The organism is Bacillus sp. FSL M8-0277, from assembly GCF_037975305.1.
Taxonomy (GTDB): Bacteria; Bacillota; Bacilli; order Bacillales; family Bacillaceae; genus Bacillus; species Bacillus pumilus.
Genome location: NZ_CP150255.1, coordinates 1789372 through 1806020, shown reverse-complemented (window position 1 = coordinate 1806020; position 16649 = coordinate 1789372). Strand labels below are relative to the sequence as shown.

The following is a 16649-nucleotide window of genomic DNA, read 5'->3' as shown; positions in this document are numbered from 1 at the left end:
CATGTTATAAAGAGAGTATGAACAATTCAAATCGTCGTATTATAAGTCGCCGGTCTCGGCCGGCTAAAGAGCCCTTAAGCCGTGAGCTCATTGTGAAAACGGCCTATGAGCTTCTTAAGGAGCAAGGGATAGAGGGCATGAGTATGCGTAAGGTGGCTAAAGCATTGGATACGGGACCTGCATCCTTGTATGTCTACGTGAACAATTTTCAAGAACTCAGTGCTTACGTATTGGATTATGGTCTCGGCCAAATGGTTTACCCAGATTCAGAGAATGGCACATGGAAAGAACAGTTATTTGACATATTGCATACTTATTTCCTACTGCTATTCGAAAAACCTGGTCTTGCTGAAATTTCTCTTTCCACCATTCCACAAGGAACGAACTTTCTTCAGTTGACCGAACGTATTCTCGCTGCATTGCATGAAGGCGGGATCAAATCTACATCCGCTGCATGGGGAGTAGACCTATTGCTGTTATACGTATCTTCGGTAGCTTACGAAAAGGTCTCTTGGAAGAAACATGACTCTTCGCAGATTTCAGACATTAAAAAAACATTTCATGATGCAGACAAAACGCGTTTTCCTTTCATTCATAGTGTAAAAGAAGAAATGTTTGCAGGTGATACCGTATCAATGGAACGGTTCCGATGGGGAATTGACGTCATTTTGTATGGAATCCAGAAAGAAATCAATTAGAAAGGAGCACAAGCAAAAAGCAGTCAATGGCTGCTTTTTTTATATGGTGATTTTCACATTTATGATCTTGTGAGCATCATGATATATAAATAAATCTATATATTGTATTTATATATAAAAAAATATATAATCTAGTGGAATAAAAAAATGAGGTGCTTAGGCATGGAACATATTAAAAACTTATTAGAGAGTTATATTCCTTTAGCAAAATCTACAGCAAAAATGTTTGGACCAAATTGTGAAGTGGTTATTCATGATTTAACGAACCCTCAAGCATCTGTCATGTTTACAGTAAATAACCATGTGACAGGAAGACAAATCGGCCAATCATTTGATCATCTAGTAAAGACTGTATTACAATCAGAAGATTTTAAAGAAGATTATCTGGCTGGCTATACATTTGTAACAGAAGATAAACGTACGATTCGTTCTTCGACTTCATTAATACGTGATTCAAAGCAAAAAGTGATTGGTGCTTTCTGTATCAACTTTGATGTTGAAGCACTGAATCAAATGCAGCAATTTATGGATACTTTTCTTTCTACACAAGTGGAAGCTCCAGAGAAAGAAACAACATCAAATGATGATCTTGAAAATGTGGAAGAAATAGTAGATCAATTGATTCAACAAATCATTCAAAACAGTGTTCACCCAGTCATGAAACGTCATGAAAAAATTGAACTAATTAAATTCATGGATGAAAAGGGCATTTTTTTAATGAAAGGATCTGTTGAGAAGGTCGCATCTATGTTAGGCATTTCCAAAGTAACCGTCTATAGCTATTTGGATGAAATCAAAAATAAATCGAGGTAAGGAGAGTCAAAATGGAAAGCATACTCGAGGTAGGAAATCTAAAATCAAACGGACACTATGCATTCGCAACCATTCATCAAAACACGGTCTATGTTTCAGGACAATTTGCCATCAATCCCGAAACGAGAGAAAAAGAGTTCGGCCCCATTGAAGAAGAGACATTACAAGCGCTTAAGAATGTAGAGATGATTGTAGAGGCTGCTGGAAGTAACAAAGAGAAGATTTTGCGCATGACATTATACATTTCGGATATTCACTTATGGGACAAAGTTGATGCTGTTTATACTGATTTTTTCGGTGAACATAAACCAGCACGTACTATTGTACCAACGAATGAATTACATTTTGGTTTCAAAATTGAAATTGATGCCATTGCATATATTTAAGATCTTTTTTTGCCTACTCTATATAAAAAATTATATTTCGTATAAAAAAATATTTGAAGGGGTTGATGATTGATGAATCAATTGATTTGTAACCATTGCGGGAAAAAGTATGAGATGACACCAACTCTATGGAGATGTGATTGTGATGGAGTATTAAACCTAGTGAAAGATACCCCAAAAATAGATATCGCAGCTTGGGATCACTATCCAAACTCATTATGGCGTTATGTTGAAACCATGCCATTTTCAAAAGATTCTAAGACTTGGGAAACTGTCACAATGGGGGAGGGTCAAACCCCTTTAATCGTTCTAGATCCTAATGAGCCAAACACCTATGTCAAAGTTGATTATATGATGCCGACCTTATCCTTTAAAGACCGAGGAGCCGCTGTTTTGATGACAAAGGCTAAGGAACTCGGGGTATCAAAAGTGATTGCTGATAGTAGTGGGAATGCAGGAACGGCGATTGCAGCTTATGCAGCACGCTGCGAGATTGCCTGTGACATCTATCTAAGCGATGACACTTCACCTAAAAAGGTCGCTCAAATAAAAGCCCATGGAGCAACGATTAAAGAAATTCGTGGTACTCGAGAGGATATTGCAGCCGCAGCCCAAAAAGCAGTAGACGACGAAGACGTTTTTTATGCAAGCCATGTCTATAACCCTTATTTTTTTGAAGGAACAAAAACATACGCCTATGAAATCTATGAGCAACTAAAAGGAGCACCTGATGCTTTAATCATTCCGGTTGGAAATGGTACTCTCCTCCTAGGTGCGTATTATGGTTTTAAAGAGTTATTTGAAAATGGTCTGATTCATAACATACCGAAAATCGTTGCCGTACAAGCGAAAAACTGTGCACCCCTTGTGAAAGCTTATCAAAATGAAGAAAAATCAGCATCACCTGTGACGAATAAAGGGACCTTAGCAGAAGGGATAGCCATTGCTGCTCCAGCACGCTCCAAACAAATTTTAGAAGCTGTACTAGATACGAATGGTACATTTATTGATATTGAAGAAGATGAGATCTTAAATGCACGATCTAAACTGAGTGAAAAAGGATTTTATGTCGAAGTGACATCTGCAGTCAATTTTGCTGGCTACATGAAATATAAAAAGGAATCAAAAGAAACAATCGTCATACCTCTTTGTGGTGCAGGGATTAAATCAAAATAACCTTAGGGGAAAATCACGCAGAACTCAGGTAGAATAGAGAGTTGCGTGCCTCGTTGACCTATTATATGATCAATCAGGAGTGACGTTTGCGAGTGTTGAAAACATTGATCATTACAATTTGAAAACGGAGGAATGATTCGTGGGATTGGATTTTACTCATTTCGAAGCACATTGGTCTTACACCGACTTTCATGATTTCAGATGCAAGTTAGCAGCATGTATCGGTATGAATTTAGATGAAATGGAGGGATTTGGCGGGGACATACCATTTGAAAACTTTGCAGATGACATCATTCCTTTGCTGGAACTTTCGGATTCTGATAGTTACTTAATGCCAGATGTTTGTAGGACCGTTGCAGTTAGATTACGTCAACTGATCCACAATTGGCCTGATGATGATATAGATAAAAAGAACGCTCTCTATCTGGCAGAAGGAATGGAGTCAGCTCATCAACAAAATGAGCCAATAAGCTTTATTTAAAATTAAGAATTGTCATATGACAGCTCATTTAACTCAAAAACCTCTATGACTGGTTTAATTAATTGAGGACGTAGAGGTTTTTGAGATGATGCACAGAAGGGAAGATGTACAAGAAGGTAAATATAGATCCATTGAATGCTTCATTGACACTAGTGAAATAAGGATTCTATAATTTAATGGATCCAATTTTTATACTCTTTTCATAGAAATTAAAAGTGGATCCATAATAAACGACTAATAAATCAAAATAAAGATAAGAAGTAGCAAAGTTTTCTTCTCCTAGCAAACCAAGTGTAAACACCATGGAATTAGAAGGTGAAAATTGTTAGCTATTCGGCACCTACACATTCCTCCAAGATTATTTCATCATTTGACTCCGAAATTAGTAAAGAAATGTAGACTTCGTACAGTTACAGATAGTTGATGACTTAAAAAAGAGCCAGCTCTTTTTGGGGTCCTACCAGCCAAACGCGGAAAACATACGCTAAGACAATTTCTAGATGGATAAAGCCGATTTTTCCTACGCTAAGGATTCATCGGCTTTCATATTTAATGTCAAAGAAAAAGAAGCATCCGCAAATCTGGCAGGAATTGAAGTGATAGGGCGGCTTTTAAACGCTTAGCAATTCCTCATTGAAATTATACTCAAACTGTAATCTCATACGAATTTTCAGGAATCTTATTCATAAACGTGCTCATTTCCCCTACGGAGAAAAGATGAAGCTCGTGCATAGCCCTCGTACATGCAGTGTAAAAGAGTTTCCTTTCAAATTCTCTTCCATATTTTATATTAGAAGCATCGTATATGATCACAGCATCAAATTCGATTCCCTTTGCTAAATAAGCAGGGAGAATTAAGATACCTTTTTGATAGGAAATCGCACTTTGTTCAATCATCTTGAGATCCATTTGCTTACTCAATTGCTCATAGGATTCCTTGCATTCTTTTCCCGTTTTACATATCACAGCGATTGTTTCATGTTTTGCTGACTGCAATTGACGAATCTTCTGTGTTATTCGAGATTGAAGGGTGTCAAGATCCTCAACCTTCGTAAAAGTAGGCTTCTGACCATCTCTGTTAAAAGCTTCAATAGTTTCTCCTTCTTCTATAATTCCCTTTGTGAATTCAACGATTTGACGAGTTGAACGGTAGCTTTTCGTTAACTCTACTCTCTCAAAATTTTCTTTTACATATAATTCGCTTGATAGTAAGGTTGGTGCATTTAGAGTATGGGCATATATCGCCTGATTAAAATCACCTAGAATCGTCATTCGGCAATAAGGAAAAAGCTGCTTAAGAACAAAAAACTGAAAGGGTGAATAATCCTGTGCTTCATCAATTAATAAATGGCGTATTCTTGTGTTTATTCTTTTTCCCTCAAGTTTATCTTGGAGATACAAATAAGGCGCTGCATCTTCATACGTCATTTCTTTTCTTTGCAGCTTTTTTAATGTATACGAACAAATTTCTTCCCAACTTTCAGGAAGTGTATCTTTAAGCTTTTGAAGGATGTTGTCTTTCTGTTTAAACAGTTGACAGTAAATCGCCGCTACATTAATAAACTTTAGTTTCTTTACAGCTGTTCGTATTGGTTTAAAGTGTTTTTTGACAATCATTTTAGCTATTTTCTTTTGCTCCTGTTCAAAATCGTCGAACGTATTCTCAGAAAATCTTCCTTCCTTCAGTAGCTCACTATAAACTTTTGTATACTCTTCAAGTTCTAACAGATCACTTTCTTCTATTACCCAATCTTTGGTTCTTTCCAATTTTTCTTTCTTTCCTAACTCTTTTAGAAGCCATTCCTTTACTAACTGCATACGATTTGGAATGGAGATAGATGCATCTAGTGAATAAAAATAGTTTTTAATTTGTTCAGCTCTAATCAACATTTCTCCTCGGAAAGAAATATTTTTAAAGATAAGCTCTTCACTCGAGAGAATAACAACATAGGAATCAATCAAAGCTTTAAAATCGCTACTCGCTTTATACCGTATTCCTTTTCTTCTTGCAGGATACTTTTTATGGTCCTGACATGTAAGCATATATTCCATTTGCGTAAACGGATGTTCAACATCAAATTGTTTTCCAAGACGCTTCTCCACATATTCTTGGAATGTGAGCTGCTGCATATTGTCCTCCCCTAAATCAGGGAGGACAGAAGCAATGTAGCGATTAAATAAAGAATTAGGTGAAAAAAGCATAATATTTTCAGCCGTGATCTCATTCTGGTAGTGATATAGCAAATAAGCAACTCTTTGAAGAGCTGCAGAGGTTTTCCCACTTCCAGCAACCCCTTGTACAACTAAATACTTGCTTTTCACGTTACGAATAATCTGATTTTGCTCTTTCTGAATGGTAGCAACAATGCTTTTCATATTGGTACTCGCATTATTGCCAAGTACTTCTTTCAAAAGTTCATCGCCAATGGTAACATCCGTATCAAACATCGTTTTGATTTGCCCATCTCTCGTGATAAACTGACGCTTTAACTCTATTTCTCCTTGAATTATCCCTTCTACTGTTTCGTATTGGGCTGATCCTGGAGAGTAATCATAATAAATACTGGAAATAGGGGCTCTCCAATCATAAATAAGAAATGTTTCTTCATTTTCATCCATTAAACTCGAAACTCCAAGGTACACGTTATTTGTTGTCTCCTTACCATTTTCGAGAAAATCAACACGGGCGAAATATGGAGAATCTTTTAATCGAGATAAGGTCTTCCTCTGCTTATCTAGCTGACGGTGCGTTCTTTCTCTCTCGGACAGCATCTCCGCCTGCTGTCTAATGCTTGATAAGGTTTCACCAGCATCTTCAGGATTATCTAGATTTATTTTTACATCATCCCAAAAGGTTTTCTTTAGATGAATGACATCTTTCTTTAATCCACCAGAATCATGATCCAGCTTAACGACTTTTTTTTCAATTTCTCTTAAAACAATACGAATGCGCTCCTCTTCATACTTTCGCACTTGGTTTCCATTCTTCACCTCTTCACACTCCTTAAAGATGTTAAAAGTAAATAAATAATACATCATTGACCGTCGGTCGGTCAATAATGTATCTTTAAAAGACAATTATAAGTCTCGAGGGGGGAGTTCCATGAAAAGAATTGTCAAAAAACCCGAAGAAAGAAGAAGCGAGATTATTTCCGTCGCAAAAGATTTGTTTTCATCTAATGGGTACGAGAATACTACGATTAGCGATATTATTAAAAAAATTGGAGTTGCAAAAGGCACTTTTTATCATTATTTCAAGTCAAAAGATGAAATTGCAGACGCAGTAATTCAAGACTCTATTGATTCAAGTGTTCAAGTGTTTAAACAAATTAATAATAATTCCGATTTAAAAGCAATAGAGAAGTTTATAAATATTATTCAGTTTTTTTCACAGGAAACATCAAATCATTTCAGTGATGGATTAATGACTCATTTACATCACAAAGATAACGTTCTTCTACATCAGAAAATGAAAGTTTGCATGATAAAAGAATATGTACCAATTATTTCATCTGTTTTGAAGCAAGGAGTAGAAGAAGGTGTATTTCACACGGATTTTCCAGATGAAATTACGGAATTCTTATTAGTCGGACTCCATTTTATGCTTGATCCCAGCCTTTTCTCATTGACTCACGAACAGCTCATTGCCAAACTAGATGCGATTGACGAGATTTATGAAAAACTATTAGGTGCTCCAAAAGGTAGCTTCCCTTCAATAAAACAATATTTCGAAAAGTTGTATTGACCTTGTTAAAGCATTTAAGGTTACGAAATAAAATAAAAAAATTCGATTTACGCTTGACAAAATTTTTTATTTGTGCTATAATTTACTTTTATTTTTTTCGGTTATATAATAGGGTTCTCCTGGCCAGGGGAACCCTATTTTTTTGTTCTATAATAAAGGAGAGTGTTTGTATGAAGAAAGATGAGTCAAGTGTAACTTCGTTAATATCAGCTTTTGGCAGATCCTATCATAGTCAATTTGATGATACCCCTAAAATCTTTAATGATTATTTAGCTAAAGACTTAATTTCCGAAAAAGAATTTAATGACATCAAAGAGAATATGGTTCAAGGCATACATTTCTTCAACAAAGATATCGCACAAAAATTCGAGGGGAATACAGAAGAAATATTAAAATGGATTACACAAGTACAACTTTCTCCAATAACCTTATCACGTGCTGCGTATTGCGAAAAAGTATTACTTAATGAGGTAGCTTTAGGTTTAAGACAATATGTCATACTTGGCGCTGGATTAGATACTTTTAGTTTTCGACATCCAGAATTGGAAAACATCTTAGAAATATTCGAAATTGATTATCCTACTACACAGGAATTTAAAAAGAAAAAACTGGACGAGGCTAATTTAAAAATCCCAAGTAATCTTCATTTTGTTTCTATGGACTTCACAAAAAAATTGTCCTATCAAAACCTAACAGGTAAAGGATTTGATAACAAAAAGACGTTCTTTAGTCTTTTAGGTGTTTCATACTATTTAACTAAAGAGGAAGTTTCAAGCTTAATAGATTATTTATTCACCAAGGTTCCATCAGGAAGTTCAATCGTTTTTGATTATGCAGACGAGAAACTATTCGAAGAAAAAGGAACCTCTAATAGAGTTGAAAATATGTTGAAAATGGCTTCAATAGGCGGGGAACCAATGAAATCATGTTTTTCTTACTTTGAAATTGAGAAGATGTTAGAGAAATCCGGTTTATTAATTTACGAACACCTATCACCGGCTCAAATTCATGAACTTTATTTTAAGAATCGTAATGATTACTTATCTGCTTTTGAAACGATTCATTACATTCATGCGATAAAAAAATAAAACATATTAAAGATACTTAATACACTTCTCCATTAAATAGATCTAATATGAGCGAAAGGTAGAGCTTTTGCCCAAATAATTTGAACTCAGTCATATCTGTGACCCATTTCTCATTTGGCTTATCAGCTTGAAGGTGACGAGCTAAAATATTTGGCGCTACTTTGCCAACTAAGCCTTTGTATGAACGATATTTCTTCATTCGAACCATGCATTTAGACCTAGTGATTTCATGATGCGCTGTACTTTTTTGTGATTGACTAGTTCATCACGAATACGGCGGTATCCGTATCGGCCATGATGTTCTTAGTAAATATTTTGAATCATTTTTTCAGATGGACATCTCGGTTATGAAGATTCCAATGTTTCACCAAATAGTAGTAGGTACTTCGCGGAATACCTGCGATCTTAAGCAGTGCTTTCACCGGGTATTTATGCCTTAAATCAAAGTTCCATCGATCCTTTAGCTGGTGCTTGCTTTCCTGTTTTTTTCATAGACGGACGCCCCTTTTTCATTGATTTGGGGGCGTCTTCTCCTTGTGTTTCCATGATAGACGTCCCATGTGAAGTACGTCTAGTTTATATTTGACTGGATAATTTGTATATGACATGGAGTAGATCTGGCAGGGGATTCTTGCAGAATCCTCGTGCTTGATGGTAAGCCTAACTCATACACAGCAAGAGAACAATATAATTCTATTGTGCGAGAGGGATGTGCACAAACTGCTCAAACGATTACAGGGGGTGGGAAGGGCAGTTAGGTCCGGAAGTGACCACTGCGCTGTATTTATTTCAGATAATTCACTACTCCAATTTATCGGTATTGAAGAAAATCGAGAGTTCTTTAATTCGACTAAAAGATCACAAATTGATTTTGGTCTTGAGTTATTTGGTGATAATAAGCCCAATACTAGGAAAGAGGCTTTAACAGAGATTTTTGAGGCAGAAAGGGCTTGTTTAACTGGCGATCCACCCTTTGCGAAAGGCCTTTTGAAGTTAAGTATTTCAATAAAGATAACAAGCTTTTAAAAACATTTTTTAATATGTGGGTGAAGTCGAGGGATGGCAATTAGGTAACAATAATTAAATTCAAAATAATTTATTGGACATAGAGGTTTTTGATATTACATACAAAAGGGCAGTTGGAGATGGATAAGAGGGAGTGTACAACAATGGATTCACATTTACCTTCTAGTACAGAACAATTGCATTACGTCTGTTTATTTTCATTTCTTAGTTTACATAATATATATTCTAGGAAGTTAAACAACGAATACATTTTTCATGTCTCAAATCTAAGTATACTTATCTTATTGAGACAAAAAAGGAAAAATCAAAATCCTTCGCTTATTCGCCAGATTTTGATTCATCTAGATATTTCATGATTTTCGCAGGATTTCCGCCAACTTGCCAAATTTAATGCCTTTTGCACGTTCTATTGGTTCAAAACGACATCATTTCCGCAAGCGCCTAATAATTCCTTTAATAAAATGGCTGTTCTTTTTTATGGCTGATTGGTTTGCTGGTATGCAAAGGTCAATTGTCTCGCTCTTTCACGATCTGCGATCAAGGTTTGGTCATTAGATACATAATGTTTTCCTTGGATCATTTTTTCCTTCTCACTTTTCATATTGATCCTCTCCTCCCCTTTTTCTTTATTTTACCTTCTCTTCAGAAGAATTTGTGAAGGCATGATTTCTTTTGAATAGAATTGGCCATGTTCCTGCCATAAGTTATTTACGAATCGACCCGTCTCATTTATAATCGAGTAGATTTGTTCAGTAACAGATACATCTTTAAATGTGAGGGATTACATGGAATTAAAGTGGTATAAAGCAATCATCATCATTTTCACGATGTCTGGTATTTCCATTTCCACATGGTTTTCACGGACACCAGAAGTGAGAGATTTATTACAAGCCAATACAGGAACGATGGGACTCATTTTACTCGGATTATCCGTTGGTTCAATTGTTGGGCTTGTTCTTTCAAATGTATTTGTTCGAAAAAAAGGCGGACGATTGGCGATTGTGATTAGTGCTTTTTTGATGTTTCTTGGATTCACCACTCTTGCTATTGGTTCGACCCTCTCTTCTATCTTTGTCGTCACGGCCGGGCTATTTCTTTTTGGAGCAGGCTCAGGGATGTGCAATGTGGCGATGAACCTAGAAGGGACAGAAATTGAATACAGGATTAAGAAAACCATTTTGCCTATATTGCACGCTTCCTTTAGCATTGGCACTTTAATTGGAGCAGGTGCTGGCATTCTTTTTATTCATCTAGGGGTCTCTGTGTTGATTCATTTACTTGTCATTGCCCTTCTCTTCTTTCTCAGCATCCTAATTTGTACCCGGTATATTCCGCATGGGACTGGAATGGATCAGCATGAGAAGCAGTCGCAGTCAGATACAATAGATGATACTCAAACGCCATGGCTGAACAAACGGACGATATCTCTTGCGATGATCGCCTTATGTCTTGCGTTTGTCGAAGGGTCTGCTAATGATTGGATTCCACTTGCAATGGTGGATGGATACCAGGTTTCACATTCCATGAGTACCGTCATCTATGCATTATTTTTATGCGGGATGATTAGCGGCAGATTAATCAGCGGACGTTTGATCGACCGTTTCGGCAGGGTGTTATTGCTAAGAGTTGCGATTGTATCAGCTGCTGCTGGGCTATTCTTGGTCATTTTAAAGATTTCACTCGTAGTGTGTATGATATCCATCTTTTTATGGGGACTTGGCGCTTCTTTAGGCTTCCCGCTAACCATTTCGGCAGCTGGTGATGATAGCCGCTACGCCGTCAAACGCGTCAGCATTGTGACCTTATCTGGTTACACAGCCTCTCTTTCTGGTCCTCCTATTTTAGGACTGCTCGCTAATGAAGTGGGACTGCTTCATGCCTTTATATTTGTTCTATTCGCTATATGTATAGCGGGAATCTTTACAAAAGCTGTAGCAAAACCACATTCATTACATTCTCACTAAAAAGTGTCTGATCTCGATCATGGCACTTTTTTTAAATTAAAAAATAAAATTGAAACCTTTCATGAAGTGAAACAGTCCTATAAATGTCCTGATGTTTATCGCTTTTTTAAAGAGGGAAAGTAAAAAAATAAGACTTTTCAAATAACAGAAAACGTGGTAAGATCATGAAAATAAACAGGAAGGGGTGAGATAAATGAAAAAAAATATGCTGCTAAAATTAGCTGTCTTATTCATAGCACTTGCAAGTTTTCATTTGTTCTCAATGCCTCATTCCGTTCAGGTATACCATCATGCAAAGGTGGTTGCCGATCAAGAATCACATGAGATGAAAATCGCTCAGACCATGGGCGATGAAAAGAAACAAAAACATGTGAGCGCAGTATTTGCCGCATTTACAGTACTGCTGATGATTGGCAGTATGACAGCTGGATTTGCACGCATCACTCATACTGATCAATATGACCGGAAAAAGAAGCATTTACTTGCAGTGTTCTATCAATCTTCTTATTTCCGACTATCTCGTGTTTAACCCAACCATCTAAATCAAAACAAAAATTGGGAGGTTTTACACGATGTTATTTTTCTTAAGAGTATTCATTCTAGGTCTATTCTCTGTCACTTCTCTTTCTCTTTTCGTCTACCAAGGAATTGAAGTAGTGCACGCCATTACAAACATGTTTGGCAGCCACGAGAGCTAAATGACCCGTATATAAAAGAAACCCCCTGTTTATCGCAGGGGGTTTTTCGTTTGCTTATTTATTGTCATCTGGTGCAGGTTGAGGTGTGACAAGGACATGCGTTACTTCTCCCTGCTCTTCCTCATCTACAATAAATGATCCATTGCTATAACGGTCATTCGCTCTGAGAGTAGAGATATCAAGCGGAATCGTTGCACCCTTCTCTGTATCCATTTCAAGTGTGTCGTGCAGTGATGCAGCAATGACAGCCACAATACGATGCGGGTTTTTCTTTAATTCTCTTAGCATCAGAACTCCTCGTTTGGCTCTAGATGTTTTATCAAATTCAGAGAGGTTCATTCGCTTCACAGCCCCTCTTTGTGTCGTCAGCACAAGGACATCGTTTTTCGGATCAATGATCTGGCCAGAGACTACTTCGTCCCCGTCCTTCAAGTTGATGCCTTTAACACCAGCCGCTCTCGGACCAACAACACTTACTTCTTCTTCATCAAACCACAATCCGTAGCCATTTTTCGTCGCAATAAACAATTCCTGCTGTCCTGTTGTCACATGGACATCCACGAGTTCATCGTCCCCTTTTAGGTTCAAGGCGACAAGCGGTTTTGAATAGCGCTGCGCTTTATATTGAAGAAGCTCTGTTTTTTTCACCATTCCGCCCTTTGTAAAGAACAGCAGATACGATGTTTCATCAAATTCTTTAATTGGAATGGCTTTTTGGATGGATTCATCACGATCAATCGAAATGATATTCGTAATATGCTGCCCCATGTCTTTCCATCGTATGTCTGGCAGCTGATGCACAGGACAATAAATGTAGCTCCCTTTATTCGTAAACAATAGAAGGACATCTGTTGTGTTCATTTCAAACTGATGAATCAGGCGGTCTGTATCCTTCATGCCAAAGTCCTTACCGTTAGATGCAGCATAGGAGCGCTGGCTTGTCCGTTTGATGTACCCATCCTTCGTCACCGTGACGTAAACATCCTCTGAGGCAATCATCACTTCTAGGTTAATCTTAATTTCTTCGATTTTTTCCTCAATGACAGATCGTCTCTCATCAGCATATGTCTTTTTGAGCTTTTTCAAACTGTTTGTAATGACCTTTAGCAGCTTTTTCTCGTTACCTAAAATGTCTTCAAGTTCTGCTATACGCACATCAAGCTCACTTGCTTCGTCTCTTAATTGCGTAATATCCGTATTCGTTAAACGATATAACTGGAGGGAAACAATCGCTTCTGATTGTGCTTCTGTAAAGTCATATTTATCCATCAAGTTGTTTTTCGCATCTCGCTTATCATTAGAAGACCGGATTGTGGCAATGACTTCATCTAAGATGGATAGCGCCTTAATTAATCCGTCTACAATATGGTGGCGTTCCTTCGCTTTTCGAAGCTCATATGCTGAGCGATTCGTCACCACTTCTTTTTGATGAGCAATATATGCATCAAGTATAGTTGTGAGCGTCATTAAGGTTGGTCTACGATTATGTATCGCCACCATATTAAAGTTATACGGGATTTGCAGATCTGAGTTTTTATATAAGAAATTCAAAACACCATTTGCATCTGCTTCTTTTTTCAGCTCTACTACGATTCGAAGCCCAGTCCGGTCAGTCTCGTCTCGAACCTCTGAAATTCCTTCCACTTTTCTTTCAATTCGGAACTCGTCCATCTTTTTGACAAGGTTGGCTTTATTCACTTCATAAGGAATCTCTGTGATCACAATTTGCTGGCGCCCGCCGCGGATGGTTTCAATCTCCGCTTTTCCGCGAATCATGATCTTTCCTTTGCCTGTTTCATAGGCCTTCTTAATGCCGTCTACCCCTTGAATGATACCGCCTGTTGGGAAATCTGGACCTTTGATGACCGTCATTAAGTCCTCAACCGTACAATGCGGCTGTTCGATTCGTTTAATGACACCATCAATCACTTCTCCTAGATGATGCGGCGGGATATCAGTGGCATAACCAGCAGAAATCCCTGTTGATCCATTCACGAGAAGGTTTGGAAACATTGCTGGTAAAACAACTGGCTCCTTGCTTGTATCATCAAAGTTTGCGACAAACTCGACCGTTTCCTTGTCTAAGTCCTTTAATAGCTCTGAAGCAATTGCAGATAGCCTTGCTTCCGTATAACGCATGGCAGCAGGCGGATCACCATCGATACTCCCGTTATTTCCATGCATCTCAATGAGCACATTCCGTACTTTCCAATCCTGACTCATTCTCACCATCGCTTCATAAACAGATGAGTCACCATGCGGATGATAGTTACCAATCACGTTACCGACTGTTTTCGCGGCTTTACGGAAGTTTTTATCTTGCGTGTTTCCTTCTGCGTACATCGCATATAAAATTCTTCGTTGTACAGGCTTTAGTCCATCTCGCGCATCTGGAAGCGCACGGTCTTGGATAATATATTTACTATAGCGACCAAACCGGTCTCCGATTACTTCTTCTAATGGTAAATCATGAAATCGTTCTTGTTGTGCCATGTTTAAACCTCCTCAGCTAGCGACAAGTTTTCATTTTCAAGAATGTTGCTTTCCTCATCAAGTCCAAAGGCGACATTCTTTTCAATCCATTTACGACGTGGTTCTACTTTGTCACCCATCAATGTCGTGACGCGGCGTTCCACACGTGCAGCATCGTCGATTTTAACCCTGACAAGTGTTCTCGATTCTGGATTCATTGTCGTTTCCCATAGCTGGTCGGCGTTCATTTCACCTAAACCTTTATAGCGCTGAATCGTGTACCCTTTTCCAACTTTCTTCAGTACGTCGTCCATTTCTTCATCAGACCATGCGTACTCAATGACTTCTTTTTTACCTGAGCCTTTGCTGACTTTATATAAAGGTGGTAGTGCAATAAACACTTTGCCATGCTCAATCAGCGGCTTCATATAGCGGTAGAAGAACGTGAGCAGAAGCACTTGAATATGCGCTCCATCCGTATCAGCATCTGTCATGATCACGATTTTGTCATAATTGATGTCTTCTACATTAAAATCGACACCGACGCCTCCACCGATCGCATGAATAATGGTGTTGATTTCTTCATTTTTGAAAATATCAGCAAGTTTCGCTTTTTCTGTGTTAATGACCTTTCCACGAAGCGGCAGCACCGCTTGGAATTTACGGTCACGTCCTTGTTTTGCTGACCCGCCCGCTGAGTCGCCCTCTACAAGGTACAATTCGTTTCTTGCTGGGTTTCTAGATTGAGCAGGTGTTAATTTACCGCTCAGTGTTGCTTCGGACTTTTTCCGTTTCTTGCCGCTCCTTGCTTCTTCACGTGCTCTTCTAGCAGCTTCTCTTGCCTGCTGCGCTTTAATCGCTTTTCTCACAAGAAGAGTCGCTGTTTCACGGTTTTCTTCAAGGAAATAAGCCAGCTTTTCAGAAATAACAGCATCAACAGCTGAGCGAGCCTCACTTGTCCCAAGCTTTCCTTTTGTCTGGCCTTCAAATTGAAGCAGTTCTTCAGGAATTCTGACAGAAATAATAGCTGACAGCCCTTCGCGAATATCAGTGCCCTCTAAATTTTTGTCTTTTTCTTTTAAAAGGGCTACTTTGCGCGCATATTCATTAAAGGCTCTTGTCATCGCCGTTTTGGCACCAGACTCATGCGTACCGCCATCTTTTGTTCTCACGTTATTGACGAAAGAAAGAATATTTTCCGAGTAGCCGTCATTGAATTGAAATGCAAAGTCTACTTCGATGGATTGATGCTCTCCTTCAAATGAGACCACTTCACTCAGAACATCTTTTTCTTCATTTAAATAAGCAACGAAGGCTTCAATGCCCGTCTCATAATAAAAGGTTTCTTGTACATCATGTCGTTCATCAATCAGCTCTATTTTTAATCCTTTTAATAAAAAGGCAGATTCTCTTAAACGTTCTGATAATGTATCGAAATTATAGGTTGTAACGCTGAACATCGATCGATCTGGTTTAAAATGAATCAGTGTTCCGGTTTTTTTCGTTTTTCCGACTTTCTCAAGTGATGTGGCAGGCTTTCCACCGTTTTCAAAGCGCTGATGATAAATAAAGCCATCACGTTCAATTGTGACAGTAAGCCACTCTGACAGCGCGTTTACAACAGATGCCCCAACTCCGTGAAGCCCACCACTTGTTTTATATCCGCCTTGACCAAATTTTCCGCCTGCATGAAGGACCGTTAAAATGATCTCAGGTGTCGGTTTTCCAAGCTTATGCATACCAGTAGGCATCCCGCGTCCTTTATCCTGGACGGAAATGCTATTATCTTTATGTATTTTGACAACGATATGATCTCCATGGCCAGCGAGTACTTCATCGACAGAGTTGTCTACAATCTCATAGACAAGGTGATGAAGACCGCGTGAATCCGTTGACCCAATATACATTCCTGGACGTTTACGGACCGCTTCAAGCCCCTCTAGCACCTGAATAGAATCATCGTTATAATCTACTTGCTGCTTTTTAACCAAATGCTTAATCCCCTTTCACTAACAAACATAACCGGCAAACCATCAAATGATCTCTCTAGATTTTAATGATGATCATGCTGCTCATTACTGTCCACTTTAATAAGCTGCATC

The 16649-nt window shown here is 38.2% G+C and carries 14 protein-coding genes and 1 pseudogene; 10 read left to right on the top strand and 5 right to left on the bottom strand.

Annotation, left to right across the window (positions count from 1 at the left end):
- The first annotated feature begins 17 nt into the window (after positions 1–17).
- The 5 genes from MKZ05_RS08955 to MKZ05_RS08935 all read left to right on the top strand — a co-directional run bounded on the left by MKZ05_RS08955 (position 18) and on the right by MKZ05_RS08935 (position 3554).
- On the top strand, positions 18–698 hold the full coding sequence (locus MKZ05_RS08955; RefSeq protein WP_339162256.1) for a TetR/AcrR family transcriptional regulator: 681 nt from the start codon (positions 18–20) through the stop codon (positions 696–698).
- A 162-nt stretch (positions 699–860) separates the two neighbouring features.
- Entirely contained in the window at positions 861–1511 is a 651-nt protein-coding gene (locus MKZ05_RS08950; RefSeq protein WP_003211123.1) for a PAS domain-containing protein, read from the top strand.
- A gap of 11 nt (positions 1512–1522) precedes the next feature.
- Positions 1523–1897, top strand: a complete 375-nt coding sequence (locus MKZ05_RS08945) for a RidA family protein (RefSeq protein ID WP_050944882.1) — start codon at positions 1523–1525, stop codon at positions 1895–1897.
- Between the two features lie 72 nt (positions 1898–1969).
- Complete coding sequence (locus MKZ05_RS08940) at positions 1970–3073, top strand: threonine synthase (RefSeq protein WP_339162253.1); 1104 nt, start codon at positions 1970–1972, stop codon at positions 3071–3073.
- Positions 3074–3212: 139 nt separating this feature from the next.
- Positions 3213–3554, top strand: a complete 342-nt coding sequence (locus MKZ05_RS08935) for a hypothetical protein (protein ID WP_339162250.1) — start codon at positions 3213–3215, stop codon at positions 3552–3554.
- 645 nt (positions 3555–4199) lie between these two features.
- On the opposite strand, the gene helD is transcribed toward MKZ05_RS08935, so the two are convergent.
- Complete coding sequence (helD, locus tag MKZ05_RS08930; RefSeq protein WP_339162248.1) at positions 4200–6545, bottom strand: RNA polymerase recycling motor HelD; 2346 nt, start codon at positions 6543–6545, stop codon at positions 4200–4202.
- Between the two features lie 112 nt (positions 6546–6657).
- Here helD and MKZ05_RS08925 point away from each other — a divergent pair, with 112 nt between their 5' ends.
- Both MKZ05_RS08925 and MKZ05_RS08920 read left to right on the top strand, forming a co-directional pair.
- Positions 6658–7299: a TetR/AcrR family transcriptional regulator gene (locus tag MKZ05_RS08925; RefSeq protein WP_050944885.1), complete on the top strand. Its 642-nt coding sequence runs from the start codon at positions 6658–6660 to the stop codon at positions 7297–7299.
- A gap of 170 nt (positions 7300–7469) precedes the next feature.
- Positions 7470–8387 carry a class I SAM-dependent methyltransferase gene (locus tag MKZ05_RS08920; protein WP_050944886.1) on the top strand — a complete coding sequence of 306 codons (918 nt, stop codon included), beginning with the start codon at positions 7470–7472 and terminating at the stop codon, positions 8385–8387.
- Between the two features lie 22 nt (positions 8388–8409).
- Here MKZ05_RS08920 and MKZ05_RS08915 read toward each other — a convergent pair.
- Both MKZ05_RS08915 and MKZ05_RS08910 read right to left on the bottom strand, forming a co-directional pair.
- Positions 8410–8933 (bottom strand): annotated as a pseudogene (locus tag MKZ05_RS08915) (IS3 family transposase); the annotation flags it as partial.
- Positions 8934–9888: 955 nt separating this feature from the next.
- Positions 9889–10014: a maltose acetyltransferase domain-containing protein gene (locus MKZ05_RS08910; protein ID WP_339162245.1), complete on the bottom strand. Its 126-nt coding sequence runs from the start codon at positions 10012–10014 to the stop codon at positions 9889–9891.
- Between the two features lie 184 nt (positions 10015–10198).
- Here MKZ05_RS08910 and MKZ05_RS08905 point away from each other — a divergent pair, with 184 nt between their 5' ends.
- From MKZ05_RS08905 to MKZ05_RS08895, 3 genes are all read left to right on the top strand, one after another.
- A complete protein-coding gene (locus MKZ05_RS08905) occupies positions 10199–11377 on the top strand; it encodes an MFS transporter (protein WP_339162244.1) in 1179 nt (392 codons plus the stop codon).
- A gap of 193 nt (positions 11378–11570) precedes the next feature.
- Entirely contained in the window at positions 11571–11906 is a 336-nt protein-coding gene (locus MKZ05_RS08900; RefSeq protein WP_003210975.1) for a hypothetical protein, read from the top strand.
- Positions 11907–11949: 43 nt separating this feature from the next.
- The gene (locus MKZ05_RS08895) at positions 11950–12075 is read left to right on the top strand and encodes a hypothetical protein (protein ID WP_003210976.1); all 126 of its coding nucleotides are present in this window, start codon (positions 11950–11952) and stop codon (positions 12073–12075) included.
- Between the two features lie 54 nt (positions 12076–12129).
- Here MKZ05_RS08895 and parC read toward each other — a convergent pair whose 3' ends face one another.
- Together parC and parE are read right to left on the bottom strand one after the other, a co-directional pair.
- On the bottom strand, positions 12130–14568 hold the full coding sequence (parC, locus tag MKZ05_RS08890) for a DNA topoisomerase IV subunit A (protein WP_251190484.1): 2439 nt from the start codon (positions 14566–14568) through the stop codon (positions 12130–12132).
- Between the two features lie 2 nt (positions 14569–14570).
- A complete protein-coding gene (gene parE, locus MKZ05_RS08885; protein ID WP_095117801.1) occupies positions 14571–16538 on the bottom strand; it encodes a DNA topoisomerase IV subunit B in 1968 nt (655 codons plus the stop codon).
- Positions 16539–16649: the final 111 nt, after the last annotated feature.

Coding starts and splice junctions, on each gene's coding strand:
- MKZ05_RS08955 (WP_339162256.1), top strand. CDS start 18: ATGAACAATTCAAATCGTCGTATTATAAGTCGCCGGTCTCGGCCGGCT.
- MKZ05_RS08950 (WP_003211123.1), top strand. CDS start 861: ATGGAACATATTAAAAACTTATTAGAGAGTTATATTCCTTTAGCAAAA.
- MKZ05_RS08945 (WP_050944882.1), top strand. CDS start 1,523: ATGGAAAGCATACTCGAGGTAGGAAATCTAAAATCAAACGGACACTAT.
- MKZ05_RS08940 (WP_339162253.1), top strand. CDS start 1,970: ATGAATCAATTGATTTGTAACCATTGCGGGAAAAAGTATGAGATGACA.
- MKZ05_RS08925 (WP_050944885.1), top strand. CDS start 6,658: ATGAAAAGAATTGTCAAAAAACCCGAAGAAAGAAGAAGCGAGATTATT.
- MKZ05_RS08920 (WP_050944886.1), top strand. CDS start 7,470: ATGAAGAAAGATGAGTCAAGTGTAACTTCGTTAATATCAGCTTTTGGC.
- MKZ05_RS08910 (WP_339162245.1), bottom strand. CDS start 10,014: ATGAAAAGTGAGAAGGAAAAAATGATCCAAGGAAAACATTATGTATCT.
- MKZ05_RS08905 (WP_339162244.1), top strand. CDS start 10,199: ATGGAATTAAAGTGGTATAAAGCAATCATCATCATTTTCACGATGTCT.
- MKZ05_RS08900 (WP_003210975.1), top strand. CDS start 11,571: ATGAAAAAAAATATGCTGCTAAAATTAGCTGTCTTATTCATAGCACTT.
- MKZ05_RS08895 (WP_003210976.1), top strand. CDS start 11,950: ATGTTATTTTTCTTAAGAGTATTCATTCTAGGTCTATTCTCTGTCACT.
- parC (WP_251190484.1), bottom strand. CDS start 14,568: ATGGCACAACAAGAACGATTTCATGATTTACCATTAGAAGAAGTAATC.